A 12,242-nucleotide genomic window follows, 5' to 3' on the forward strand; every position below is an offset into this window, starting at 1 on the left:
TCCAATCGTCCAGGGGGCTAGAAGGTGTACTTGAGACCCAGGCGGATCTGCCGTGGCGCCTGGTACGCGGTGGGCTGCCTGAAGTTCTTGTTCAGGTCCGCCTCGGTCAGCGTGCCCGAGGGCAGGCCCGTGGCGGGATCGTAGGCGGTGACCTGCTCGGGCGTGAGCCGCCCATCGGCCGGCTTGCCTCCCACGACGGGAATCACGCCGCGGAAGGTGTAGGCCTCGTCCACCGTGGTCGCCTGCTGGAAGTTGAACAGGTTGAACACGTCCACGCTGAGCGACAGCACCTGGGTCTTGTTCAAGCGGTAGTTCACCCCGAGGTTGCCGTCGATGTTGTTCACCCACGGCGTGCGGCCCGCGCTGCCCCGCTCCAGGATGAACGCCTCGTTGGCGCCGTAGATGGGGTGCCCGCCCAGGTAGTTGATGGGCACGCCGGAGTTGCCGCGGTACGACAGGCCGAGGCTCGCGCTCAGGTCCCGGGTGAACGCGAACTCCTTGGCGCCGAACACCTTGATGGCGTGCGTGCGGTCGAAGGGCAGCAGGCCCGTGCGGTTTTCCATCAGGGACAGCAGGTCGAAGTCCGAGCTGAAGTTCGGGTCGAGCTGGAAGGTCTCCGGACGGAACAGGCCCGAGTAGTTGCCGTACAGCCGCGACCAGGTGTAGCTCGCCTGCGCCAGCCAGCCGTCGGAGAAGGTGCGGTTGAGGAACACCGTCACCGCGTCGTAGTCGCGCGTGGCCTTGGGGAACTCCTGGGCGAAGCCCTCACCCGGGTTGCCCAGGATGCGCGTATTGCCTCCGTCGCGGCTCATGTCCTCGATGATCGAGTTCATGTACCGGTGGGTGTAGAGCGCGCCGGCGCGGATGTTGGCCAGCAGCTCGTACTCGGCGCCCACCAGCACCTCGTCCGACGACTGGGGCTTGATGGCGGGGTCCACCGGCACACGGTCCGCCTTGCCTCCGAAGTGCAGGAAGCTCGGATCGATGAACCCGGGGCCGAAGGTGCCGTTGAACAGCTCCAGGTTGGAGTCGGCCAGGCACGTGGCCTGTCCCTCCCGCGTGGCGATGGTGGCGGGATCGCAGCGGCCCACGCCCGAGGAGTGCTTCGCCACGTAGCGCGGCTCGGGCGGGAAGGCGCGATCGAGCAGGTTGATGGGCACCTGCTCGTAGTAGCGCGCGAAGTTGGCGTACACCTTCATGCGGCCGTTGGCCAGCGGGTCCACCACCAGGCCCAGGCGGGGGGAGATCTGATTGGGCAGCGAGAAGGCCAGGTTGCCGTCTCCGCCATAGAGCCACTGGGCGTCGTAGCGCACGCCCACGTTGAGCGTCACGCGCTGGGCGATGGTCCAGCTGTCCTGCAGGAAGCCACCGGCCGTGTTGCTGGTGGTGGTCGAGTTCAGGAAGGCCAGGCTCGTGGCCGTGTCCGGACCGGACTGGTAGCCGAAGCGGCGGATGTCCACCCAGTTGGCGCCGTTGGTGGCCTCGAGCAGGAACACGGAGCCGGAGTAGGCCTTGAGGTTGTTGTAGCGCAGCAGCTCCACGTCCGCGCCCAGCTTGAGCACGTGGGTGCCCAGCGCCTTGAGCAGCCAGGTGGCCTTGGCGTTGGCCTGGACGCGGTCCAGCTTCGCGTCGTTGATGTAGCCTGGGCCTCCCGCGTAGTACGAGTACACCGGACAGGCCAGCAGCCCCGTTGGATCTCCGTTCTGGGTGCAGGCCTCCTGGGCCGCGGTGAGGCCAGGCTCGTAGAAGAAGATGGGCCGTGGGGCGCTGTAGACGGCCGTCGCCAGTCCCGCCAGGCCCGTGGTGGAGCCCACGGCCGAGCCGTCCGAGGGCAGGATGGCCGACGTCTGGTGGAACCAGCCGAGGTTGGCGTCGACGAGCAGCCTCTTGTCGTTGAAGGCGCCCGAGTACTTGAGGGCGGTGGACGTCGTGCTCGCCGTGGCCTTCGTGTAGAAGATCTCCGCGTCGGGATTGCCGGGCAACAGCGGCAGCACCAGGCCCGTCAGCGGGCTGACGGAAATGGTGTCTGGACCGCCCGAGGTGCTCGGCGTGCCCGTCACGGACAGCGAGAAGTTGTGGTTGGCGTTGAGCAGGTACGTCAGCTTGCCGATGTACTGCAGGCTCTGCCCCTGGACCGCGATGTCACGCCGCGAGCCGGGAATCTCCGTGAACAGGTTGAAGCCCCGCTCGTTCGTCCTCACCCGGAGCTCGCCCGTGACCGGATCGCGCTCCGTCTGGTACGCGTTGATCGAGCGGGTGTGCGTGTAGTGGCTGTAGTTGGGCGCGATGCCGGCGAAGAACCACAGCTTGTCGTGGAGGATGGGGCCGCCAAGGGTGACGCCCACGTCGCCCAGCACGTCCAGGGCGTTGCGGCCGGCGATCACCGAGGAGGCGCTGACCACCTGGGCGCGCGTGCCCTCGAGCGCTCCCGGCGTCACGGTGCCGTACACCGAGCCGTGGAACTCGTTGGAGCCGGACTTCGTCACCGCGTTGAGCACGCCGCCCGTCGAGCGGCCGTACTCGGGCATGTACCCGCCGGTGATGATGTTGACGTCCTGCACGAACTCCACGTTCAGGGGGCTCGCGTTGACGCCAAAGGCCGGGTCGTTGTTGGACAGGCCATCCACCACGTACCCGTTCTCCGGGGAGGTGGTGCCGTTGAGCGACACGCCATACATGTCGTTCTGCGCACCCGGCGCCAGCTCCGCGAGGCTCTCGAAGGAGCGGGCCGCGCCCGACTTGCCGCCCGGGCGGTTCACCGCGATGCGCTTGATGAAGTCCTGGTCGACATTGAGGCCCGTCGTCGTCGAGCCCACGTCGATCGTCGGCGCGCGCCCCACGACGTCGAGCTCGATGCTCTCCTGGGCGCTCTCGGGCAGCAGCTGCACGTTGACGCGGATGGTGCGATCCAACCGTAGCTGGATGTCCGGGCGCGTGAACGGCAGGAACGCTTCCTTGTCGAAGCGCAACGTGTACACGCCTGGCGGCAGCTGGGGAATGCGGTACTGCCCCTGGGCGTCCGTCACCACCACCTGCTCGCCTTGCAGGTTGGGCGACGTCGCCGTGACGACCACGTCGGGGGCCGGCTGGCGGGTCTCGGCGTCGAGGACCGTCCCGAGAATCACGCTGTCGGCGTGGGCCACCGTTCCATAGGACAGAGCCATGACCACTCCGGTCGTCCGGAGCATCCGTTTCACTTGCATGCTGAAACCCCCTCCACTTGGGCGGACTGCGGTGCACCCGAAAGGCGTGTGAAAATAGCCGAGCCCCCTCGATTCTCCTACTCCAGGCGCGCCATGAAGGCGGCATCGTCGGCCTTCACGCTGTCCATCGTCCGGCGCAGCGTGCCCTCGCCGAAGCGCAGCAGCAGCGCGCCGCCCACGAAGCCGGGCACCGCCACGAGCATCATCGCGGTCAGCAGGTTGCGCGGCTCGGGCCCCAGCGCATCGGAGATGATGCCGACCACCAGCGGGCTCAGCGCGCCAAAGGCGATGTAGAACATGCCGCCGAGCGCCATCATCCGCGCCCGGATCCGCGCGGGGGCGATCCCCTGGTTGACCGTCGGCGACAGGGCGAGGCCACCGAACGACGCGGCGATCTGGAAGGTCGCGATCACGTAGAACTGGGTCGGCGTCGTGGCGACCAGATACAGCAGCGAGAACGCCAGCGCCGTGAGCGCTCCCAGCTCGGCGACCCGCACCGGCGCGGCGTCGGCATCGCGCCGCGCGAGGCGTTTGGCGAGCAGGTTGGCGGCGGTCACGCCGAGGACGCTGCCCACCGCGAAGACCTGGCCCAGCGTCACGCCCACCTCCGCGGGCGTCGCGCCGAACATCCGGACGATCGCGACCGCGATCCAACCGAAGACGGTGAAGTTGGCCGCGCCGATCGCACCGAAGCCGGCGAACATCGACAGCAGCGTCCGGACGTGCGCCCGGCAATAGGCGAGCAATCCGCCGTGCTCCCCGGGCGCGGCCGTCCCGGCCCCGCTGTCCGCGCGCGCCGCCTCGCGCAGGGGGATCGCGAGCATCATGGGAATCAGCACGATGCCCGGCAGCGCCACCAGGATGAACACGATGCGCCACGTCGACAGGGAGGCGAGCGCCGCCGGGAGCGCGGCATGCGAGCGCTCCACCGCGCCGATCAGCAGACCGCCGAGCGCCAGTCCCACGGCATAGCCCAACAGCTGGGAGACGAAGAAGATCGAGTTGGCGAGCATGCGGCGCTCGGGCGGGAACAGGTCCGGGATCAGCGAGTAGGTGACCGGACCGAGCACGGCCTCGCCCACCGAGATGCCCATCGCGAAGACGAACAGCATCTCGTAGTCGCGCGCCAGTCCGGACGCGGCGGTCGCCGCGCACCAGATGAAGATGCACACCGCGAAGATCCGCCGGCGATCGATGCGGTCGGCGAGCCAGCCGATCGGATAGGAGGCGAGGGCGACGACCAGCGTCGCGCCCAGGCCGCGCAGCGCGCCAATCTCCGTGTCGGAGAGCGAGAGCTCCTGCTTGAGCGGCTCGGTCAGCAGTGCCATCACCTGCATCACCGAGTTGCCACAGATCGACGCGAGGATCAGCGTCGCGAGGCCATACCAGGCGCCCAGCAGCACGGGATGGGACGAGGGCGCGTTGTTCGAGGGGGTCGCGGTCGACATGTCGGTCTGCATCATGCTTCACCCCAAGGCCATGCAGGACCGCGATGGCGAGCCTGACCAGGCATTGTTTTCCACACTCCCGGATTCATTGCGAGAAGGGGACGGCCCCGGCATCATCGCCCGCCTCATGGAGAACACTCCTTCGAACGGACGCACCCCGAGGCCCCTTTCATGGACCGAGCTGGGGCTGGGGCCGCGCTCCGTCCTGGGCTTCCTCCTCACCCTGGCCTTGGTGGCCGGCTGGCTCTACTACTGGTTCTGGGGCCATGACGCCCGCTCCAGGCCCGCGCCGGCCACGCGCATGGCGGACGTGAAGACCCTCAATTCCTTTCGCGAGGACGTGTGTGGGCCCCCCACGCCCAATGGCCGTCCGATCGCCTTCTCCATGCTCTACAGCGAGGAGAAGCGGGCCTGGATCGAGGATGCCGTCGACGACTTCGCCCGGCTCTGCCCCAACATCCAGGTGAAGCTCACGGCGATGGGCGGCTTGCAGTCCGCGGAGGCGCTGCTGTCCGGTGAGCAGCGGCCCCTGGTCTGGGCGCCCACGGACGAGCTCATCGTCGACTACCTGATGGCGCGCTGGAAGGCACGCGCCCGCCCGGAGATCCTGCTCGAGCCCTCCGAACGGACCTCCCTGGTCCGCTCGCCGCTGGTGGTGCTCGTCTGGTACGACCAGCTGCGGATGTTCCAGGCCCTCCTGTCCGCCCAGAGCAGTCCCGAGGGCCCCTGGATGTCCTCGCTCTGCGCCCTCGTGCCGCGCGATGCCGACCCCTCGAAGACGCCCCTGGAGGAGCAGCTGCCGGGCCGCTGGGTGGACTGGTATGACCAGAACGCCGCGCGGATGCCCCGTCCCGCGGCGGGAGAGCGCCCCTTGCCCTCGCGCGAGGAGCTGGTGAGCTGGGACAGGGTGAAGATCCAGCACACCTCCCCCACGCACTCCACCTCGGGCTTCGAGGTGCTCTACCTGCTGGCGTATGACTATTCGCTGCCGCCCCGTCAGCGCCGGGCCGCGCCCGCCGACGCGGGTCCCCAGGAGACGGTGGTGCTGGGCAACGAGCAGCTGCGCGAGGCCTTCGCCCAGGGCTTCTCCGCCAAGAAGGAGCAGCTGCGGCGCTGGCTCCAGCGCTGCCAGGCGGGCATGCCCGACTTCCCCCGCTCCACGGAGCTGGCCACCCAGCGGTTGCTCGACGAGGGCGCCCGGGAGTTCGACGGGGTGGTGACCTTCGAGCACCTGGCGCTGCCCCTGCTGCAGCGCATCGACCGCTACCCGGGGGTCAAGCCCGACGTGCGCATCAACTACCCCGAGCCCACCTTCGTCAACGCGCACGCGGCCTACCTGCTCTGGCCCGAGGCGCGGGGCCCGGAGATCGAGGCCCAGAGGGACGCGGCGCGCCGGTGGCTGGCCTACCTGCGCGGCCAGGAGCAGCAGCAGAAGGCCATCCTCCACGGCTTCCGTCCCGCCATCGACTTGTCGCTGCTCGACTACGACGTGGACGGCAACCTCTTCCTGAGCCTGCGCCGCCACGGGGTCCAGCCCGTGCTGGAAGTGACCGAGCCGCCCCGGCTCGAGGGTCAGCCCCTGGCGGACATGGTGGACATCTGGAAGGCGGCCGTGGGCCGGAACTGAGGGACACCCCGGGGGCCCCTCCGTTCCGGCCCGGGCCGGGGCTCAGGCCGACGGGGGGCGGAAGTGTTGGGTCGCCGACTCGACGACTTCCTTGCGCAGCTCCCGCACCGCCTCCTTGGACTTCTCGTACTGCTCCTTGAAGCGCTCCTGCATCGCCTTCGGATCGAAGTCCAGCAGCGCGCCGCCGGACTCGAGGTGGACGACGTACACGTGGCCCAGCGCATGCGTGAACGCCGCCGCCATGAGGGGAGCGGACACCGCGCTCAGGGCCCTGCCCACGCCCGGAATGAAGTTGACGATGCGCATCACCGCATCACCCACCAGCGCGCCTCCCGAGCCCATCACCAGGGTGCTCACGATCTTCGCGGCGATGCCCTCGGAGAACTTCACCCCGTAGAGGTCCGACAGGTTCTTGAGCATCTTGAGCTGCACGGCCGCCGCCGCCACCACGTCCATGTAGGGGAAGAGGATGACGAACGTGCCGGCGCCCGCGGACCACAACGTGTTGCCGCGGATGATGGCCTCCGCCTGGTAGAGCCGCTCCCGCGCCTCCGGTGAACCCAGCACGGGAGGCACGGGCAGGGCGTCCGCCGAGGCGGGCGCGTCCTGCGTCTTCTCCTCGGGCACGGGGGCCTGTGTGGAGGGCTCTACTTGGTGGATCTCGACGGACATGCCGCTGACTCCTGTCTGGATTCACGACCCGGTGAGTGTGCGCGCCTCATGTCTCCCTGCGCTCGGCGCGAACCGTCGTCTCGACCTGGGAGTCTTCCTTGCGCAGCTGATCCACCGTCAGCCGGGCCTTCTCGAACTCATTCTTGAAGTGCTCCTGCATCTTCTTCGGATCGAAGTCGAGCAGCGTTCCGCCCGACTCGAAGTGCATGATGAACACCCGGCCCAGCGCGTTGGTGAACGCCGCCACCGACAGCGGGAACGTCAACACGCCCAGCGCCGAGCCCACGCCGGGAATGAGCTTGATGAGGCTCGCGGCGCCCACGCCCACCGCCACGCCGCCCAGGCTCATCAGCAGCGAGCTCACCAGCTTCTTGGCGATGCCCTCGGAGAAGTTCACCCCGTAGAGGTCCGACAGGTTCTTGAGCATCTTGAGCTGCACCGCCGAGGCCGCCACCACGTCCACGACGGGGAAGATGAGCGCGCCGGCGCCCACCGCCCACAGCGTGTTGCGCTTGACGATGGCTTCCGCCTGGCGCAGCCGCTCGCGGGACTCCGCCGAGCCCAGCAGGGGCTGGGGCTGGGGCGGCCGCGCTTCCCGCTCCTTCTTCTTCTCCTTGGTCGTCTTCACCTCATGCGTGGGGGACTGCGTCGACGTCTCCACCTTGTACGTCTCGACGGACATGATCCTGCCTCCTGCCTGGGTTCATCGCGATGCGGCGACTCACACTGCCTTCACTCCGCGTACTTCACTATTTTCCCTGCCGATACTGTGCGTTGCTACTCCCATATCAATCCGCGTGTCGCGGAAAGTCCTGTCCGGCATGCCTGCCGCCCGGGTGTGTTGGCTGCCATTCACCAGATGCCCGCGGGGGGCGGCGGCCCGGGAGGCGTCGACGGGGCGGGGGGCGCCTCGGGCCCCTTGTTGTCCCGCGTGGTCCCCGGGCGCTCGGCCGAGGGCTCGGCGGGAGGTTCGATCCGGACCGCCGTGACGGTGCCGGTGGAGGGGGAGGCATCGGTGGCGGGGCGCGTGACCGCGCGCGCCGTGAGGGGCTTCTCCTCGACCGCCGGGGTGGTCTTGCCCGTCGGGGAGCCCTTGTCGCCGGGCGGCTCTCGCATGGCGGCGGCCGGCGGCGGGGCCGCGGGGGGGGGCGTGGACGACGCGGCCGGCGGAGGGCCCTCCAGGTTCATGATGAGCGAGGGGGCCTGGCCCTGCTGACCGCCTCCGAGCAGCACCACCTTGGAGCTGGGCGAGCGGGACAGCTCCAGCGTGGCCTCGATGCTCTTGAGCCGCAGCATCTCCGGCGACAGCTTGCCGACGATCTCGTTGTAGTCGCGGATGCCGGCCGCCTCGGTCCGCTTGCGCTCGGCCTCCTTCTCCTCGCGCTCGAGCTTGTAGCGGTACTCGAGCATGAGCTGCTCCTGCCGGTACTTGTCCGAGATGGCGCCGGCCACCATCTCCGGCAGGGAGATGTCCATGAGCTTGAGCTCCTGGACCACCACGTAGGGGTTGGCGTTGGGAGTGCCGCCCGAGTCCTCGATGCGGCCGAGCACCGGCACGCGCCCCAGCTCCTGCAGGACGTCCTTGGCACTGGAGTAGATTTCGTGCGCGGGCCGGTTGCCGAAGGTGCGGCGCGTGTGGGCCTGGATCTCCGGCAGCACGAGCTTGTCGAAGTAGTCCTTGCCGATGTCGCGCTGGAGGAAACCCAGCATGTCCAGGTGGGGCCGGTAGCGGATGGACACCTTCACGCCCAGCTGGAGGCCCTCCTCGCTGAGCACGTTGAAGTGGATGGTGCGCTGTTGCAGCCGCGTGTCGTAGATGGTGAGCCGGTCCCAGGGCGGAATGACATGCAGGCCCTCGCCCCACACCCGATCGGTGACGGTGCCACCCCCGAGGAAGCGGTACATGACGGCGTTGTGGCCGGGGGGCACGCTGATGAAGACGCGCTGCCAGACGAAGCCCAACAGGATGAGGCAGAAGACGAGCACCAGGTACACGGTGAAGCGCAACTGGAGGAAGGCGGCCGCGAGCTGCTCGCGGAAGGTCGGCGGCGGCTCGGTGTCGGGGGACGGCTTGCTGCGGAACATGATGCCTTCTCCTGGGAACTCACTCCCGCCGGGACGTGTCTTCGTCGCGGGAGGACGCCCGCTTCTTCTTGAGGCGCTTGGGTCCTGACAGGATCGCCACCAGGCCGCCGCCGATCGGCGTCAACACCACGGACAGCACCACCGTGGGCCAGAAGCCAAGCCTGCGCGTGCTGCCCATCAGTCCCACGGCGAACACGAGCAGCACGGGCAGCAGGGCGATGAGCAGTGGGGTCAGGTCCATGGGGTCACTCCCTCCGGGGTGGGTCAGCTCGCCTTGTTCTCGGCGGGGGAGGTCGCCTTGCGCTTGAGCTCCGCGACGTGCCGCTGGGCCTTCTCGAACTCGCTCTTGAAGTAGTCCTGCATCCGCGTGGGGTTGAAGTCGAGCAGGGTCCCTCCCGCCTCGAAGTGCATGATGAAGACCTGGCCGATCGCGTTGGTCGACGAGGCCAGCGCCATGGGCAGCGACAACATCCCCAGGCCGGTGCCGATGCCGGGAATCAGCTTGAGCAGGGACGTGGCCAGGGTGCCCACGCCCACGCCCCCCAGGCTCATGAGCATCGCGGCCACCAGCTTCCGGGCGAGGCCCTCCTTGAAGTCCACGCCGTAGAGGTCCGCCAGCTGCTTGAGCTGCTTGAGGTGCACGGCGGAGGCCGCCACCAGGTCGATCAGGGGCACGCCGATGGCGCCAGCGCCCATGGCCCAGAAGGTGTTGCGATAGACGATGGTCTCGGCCTGACGCAGCCGCTCCCGCGCATCGACCACGGGGCCGGCCACCTCCTGGGCGGGTGCCTTCACCTCGGCGGCGGAGGCTTGCGGCGCTGCCTCGAACTGGATGGTCTCGACGGACATGGTGCGGCCTTTCGTGTAGCGCTGGCGCTAGGAGGGAGATCGTCCCTCAGGAGGGTTTCTCGGGGGAGGGGGGCGGCGGCGCTCCTTCCCCATGTTGTTCGATGGAGCGCACCTGGCCGTACTCCATCGTCACCACCCGATCGGCACAGGAGAAGTACCGGTCGTCGTGGCTCACGGCGATCACCGTCTTGCCGCGCGCGCGCAGCATCGGCAACAGCTCCTTGTAGAAGTAGTGCCGGAACGTCGGGTCCTGATCCGCGGCCCACTCGTCGAAGATGTAGAGCGGCCGGTCCTCCAACAGGGCCACGATCATGGCCAGGCGCTTGCGCTGGCCCGTGGACAGCTCCCGCCGGGTGAAGCGCTGTTGGGAGAAGGACGTCTGCTCCTCCAGCTGCATCTGGGCGATCAACGCCTGGACGGCCTCGGGCTGCACGTCCAGCAGGCCATAGAGCCGGGAGAAGAGGTGGAAGTCCGTGAAGATGGTGCAGATGAGCTCGCGATAGGCGGCGAGGGTGTGGGAATCGACGCGAACGCCATCCACGCGGATGCTGCCGGCGCTGGCGGGATAGAGCCCCGTGAAGGTCTTGAGGAAGGTGGACTTGCCGCTGCCATTGCCACCCACGACGAACACCACCTCGCCCGCCTGGAGGGTGAGATCCACCGGACCGATGTGGAAGTTCATGCCGTCGTCCGTCGTGGGTCTGTAGGTGTACTCCAGCCGGGAGACCTCGATGCGGGAGAAGCGTCCCTTCCAGGGGTTGGAGACGAGCGCTTCCTTCGCCAGGGGATCGCTGCCCGACTCGAGCTTCTGCTCCAGCGCCTCGAGCGCCATGAGCGCGTGGTTGGAGCGGATGTAGGCGGGGTAGCAGTTGACGGCGATGGCCACCGAGTTCCACGAGAGCATCAGCGCCGCGATGATCTGGGTGACCTGCGTGCTCTTGAGTTCCAGCTGCTGGGGGAGGACGAACACCACGGACGCCAGCAGCGCGAAGAGCAGCGTGTTGGAGAAGATGAGGTTGTCGTCGAACAGGCTGTTGGTCTTGATCGTGCTGTCGCGCAGGCGCTCCGAGGTCCGCAGCACGTCCTCGCGCAATTCCTGGCTGCGCCTGGCGTTGAAGCGCGTCTCCTTGAAGCCCTTGAGCAGGTCGGTGAGCTGATCGAAGAAGGCGAGCCGGAAGATCCCCAGCTGACGCAGGCCATTCTCCACCAGATCCTGATTGGAGCGGAAGAGCATCAGGCCGCTGCCCAGCAGCAGCGAGATGAGCATGAGCGCGGGCACCGAGAGCCAGGCCAGGTAGAGCGCCGAGAACACCAGGACGCAGATGGACTGGAGGGTGGCGGCGATCATGCCCGCGGACGTGGAGATGACCGTGACGTTCTCCGTGATCCGGTCGTAGATCTCCGAAGTGCCGACCCGCTCGAAGCCTTGCAGATCCATGCGCCGGATCTTGTCCACGATGCGGATCTTGATGTGGTGCAGCGCTGACTCGACCAGCCGGGTGGTGCGATGGAACGTGTAGCGCGACGTCAACACGTAGAGCGCGACCGAGAGCGCGAAGAGCACGAAGGAGTGCATCCGCACGTTGGGAATGCTGCGCGCCACGGAGTTGATGAGCGCGATGACAAAGGAATTGGCGAGACCCGACAGGCTCGCGGCGATGAACAGATTGCGCCGCTCCGCGCCCGCCTCCTTGGACAGCATTTCGATGATGGTCAACGCCATGAATCCACGGCCTCACTCTGACTACTTGACTCTACCCGTGCCCACGTAGCGTGGTGCCCCGTTTCCGTCAATCAACGGGCTGGTCCAGGGCACGCTTGGACTTCTCGTACTCGCGCGTGAAGTGTTCCTGGACCTTCTTCGGATCGAAGTCCAGCAGCGTGCCGCCCGTCTCGAAATGCAGGAGGAACACACGGCCCACCGCGTTCGTGAACGCCGCCGCCGACAGGGGAAAGGTCAGGGCGCCGAGCACCGAGCCCACTCCGGGAATGGCCTTCAGGGCGCTCGCGGCCGCCACTCCCGCCAGCACGCCGCCCGAGCTCATCAGCAGGGAGAGCACCAGCTTCTTGGCGATGCCCTCGGAGAACTTCACCCCGTAGAGCTCCGACAGCTGCTTGAGCATCTTCATCTGCACCGCCAGGGCGGCCGCCACATCCACCCACGGGATGATGAGGGCGCCGGCCCCCAGGGCCCAGAGCGTGTTGCGCTTGATGATGGACTCGGCCTGAAGGGTCCGCTCTCGCGCCGCCTCCGAGCCGAACAACGGCGCCGGGGGCTTGGGCTCGGCCGGGGTCTGCTGGGTCGGCTCCGGGGGGGACTGCGTCTGCGGAGGGGTCTCGACGGTCATGGTGCTGTCT

Annotated in this window: 10 protein-coding genes; 1 reads left to right on the top strand and 9 read right to left on the bottom strand. The window is 68.1% G+C overall.

Annotated elements, in window-relative coordinates:
• Window positions 1–17: 17 nt before the first annotated feature.
• Together MEBOL_RS33550 and MEBOL_RS33555 are read right to left on the bottom strand one after the other, a co-directional pair.
• The gene (locus tag MEBOL_RS33550) at window positions 18–3,164 is read right to left on the bottom strand and encodes a TonB-dependent receptor (protein WP_245919064.1); all 3,147 of its coding nucleotides are present in this window, start codon (window positions 3,162–3,164) and stop codon (window positions 18–20) included.
• A gap of 116 nt (window positions 3,165–3,280) precedes the next feature.
• Complete coding sequence (locus tag MEBOL_RS33555; protein ID WP_095981249.1) at window positions 3,281–4,666, bottom strand: MFS transporter; 1,386 nt, start codon at window positions 4,664–4,666, stop codon at window positions 3,281–3,283.
• Between the two features lie 112 nt (window positions 4,667–4,778).
• Here MEBOL_RS33555 and MEBOL_RS33560 point away from each other — a divergent pair, with 112 nt between their 5' ends.
• Window positions 4,779–6,278, top strand: coding sequence for a type 2 periplasmic-binding domain-containing protein (locus MEBOL_RS33560; RefSeq protein ID WP_170115646.1), 1,500 nt, complete (start codon window positions 4,779–4,781; stop codon window positions 6,276–6,278).
• A 42-nt stretch (window positions 6,279–6,320) separates the two neighbouring features.
• Here the strand turns inward: MEBOL_RS33560 and MEBOL_RS33565 are convergent, their stop codons facing one another.
• The 7 genes from MEBOL_RS33565 to MEBOL_RS33595 form a co-directional block, all read right to left on the bottom strand.
• Window positions 6,321–6,950, bottom strand: coding sequence for a YcjF family protein (locus MEBOL_RS33565; RefSeq protein WP_095981251.1), 630 nt, complete (start codon window positions 6,948–6,950; stop codon window positions 6,321–6,323).
• 46 nt (window positions 6,951–6,996) lie between these two features.
• Complete coding sequence (locus MEBOL_RS33570; RefSeq protein ID WP_095981252.1) at window positions 6,997–7,632, bottom strand: YcjF family protein; 636 nt, start codon at window positions 7,630–7,632, stop codon at window positions 6,997–6,999.
• Window positions 7,633–7,802: 170 nt separating this feature from the next.
• Window positions 7,803–9,035: a prohibitin family protein gene (locus tag MEBOL_RS33575; protein ID WP_095981253.1), complete on the bottom strand. Its 1,233-nt coding sequence runs from the start codon at window positions 9,033–9,035 to the stop codon at window positions 7,803–7,805.
• A 19-nt stretch (window positions 9,036–9,054) separates the two neighbouring features.
• Window positions 9,055–9,276 (bottom strand): hypothetical protein, encoded by a 222-nt coding sequence (locus MEBOL_RS33580; protein ID WP_095981254.1) that lies wholly within the window; start codon window positions 9,274–9,276, stop codon window positions 9,055–9,057.
• A gap of 23 nt (window positions 9,277–9,299) precedes the next feature.
• Entirely contained in the window at window positions 9,300–9,884 is a 585-nt protein-coding gene (locus tag MEBOL_RS33585) for a YcjF family protein (protein WP_095981255.1), read from the bottom strand.
• A 46-nt stretch (window positions 9,885–9,930) separates the two neighbouring features.
• Window positions 9,931–11,607 (bottom strand): ATP-binding cassette domain-containing protein, encoded by a 1,677-nt coding sequence (locus MEBOL_RS33590; protein WP_095981256.1) that lies wholly within the window; start codon window positions 11,605–11,607, stop codon window positions 9,931–9,933.
• Window positions 11,608–11,674: 67 nt separating this feature from the next.
• Entirely contained in the window at window positions 11,675–12,232 is a 558-nt protein-coding gene (locus MEBOL_RS33595) for a YcjF family protein (protein WP_095981257.1), read from the bottom strand.
• Window positions 12,233–12,242 lie beyond the last annotated feature (10 nt).

This window comes from Melittangium boletus DSM 14713, assembly GCF_002305855.1.
Taxonomy (GTDB): Bacteria; Myxococcota; Myxococcia; order Myxococcales; family Myxococcaceae; genus Cystobacter; species Cystobacter boletus.

What these genes read in the sequence shown, in the direction of transcription:
- MEBOL_RS33550 (WP_245919064.1), bottom strand. Translation starts at nt 3,164, where the DNA reads ATGGCTCTGTCCTATGGAACGGTGGCCCACGCCGACAGCGTGATTCTC.
- MEBOL_RS33555 (WP_095981249.1), bottom strand. Translation starts at nt 4,666, where the DNA reads ATGATGCAGACCGACATGTCGACCGCGACCCCCTCGAACAACGCGCCC.
- MEBOL_RS33560 (WP_170115646.1), top strand. Translation starts at nt 4,779, where the DNA reads ATGGAGAACACTCCTTCGAACGGACGCACCCCGAGGCCCCTTTCATGG.
- MEBOL_RS33565 (WP_095981251.1), bottom strand. Translation starts at nt 6,950, where the DNA reads ATGTCCGTCGAGATCCACCAAGTAGAGCCCTCCACACAGGCCCCCGTG.
- MEBOL_RS33570 (WP_095981252.1), bottom strand. Translation starts at nt 7,632, where the DNA reads ATGTCCGTCGAGACGTACAAGGTGGAGACGTCGACGCAGTCCCCCACG.
- MEBOL_RS33575 (WP_095981253.1), bottom strand. Translation starts at nt 9,035, where the DNA reads ATGTTCCGCAGCAAGCCGTCCCCCGACACCGAGCCGCCGCCGACCTTC.
- MEBOL_RS33580 (WP_095981254.1), bottom strand. Translation starts at nt 9,276, where the DNA reads ATGGACCTGACCCCACTGCTCATCGCCCTGCTGCCCGTGCTGCTCGTG.
- MEBOL_RS33585 (WP_095981255.1), bottom strand. Translation starts at nt 9,884, where the DNA reads ATGTCCGTCGAGACCATCCAGTTCGAGGCAGCGCCGCAAGCCTCCGCC.
- MEBOL_RS33590 (WP_095981256.1), bottom strand. Translation starts at nt 11,607, where the DNA reads ATGGCGTTGACCATCATCGAAATGCTGTCCAAGGAGGCGGGCGCGGAG.
- MEBOL_RS33595 (WP_095981257.1), bottom strand. Translation starts at nt 12,232, where the DNA reads ATGACCGTCGAGACCCCTCCGCAGACGCAGTCCCCCCCGGAGCCGACC.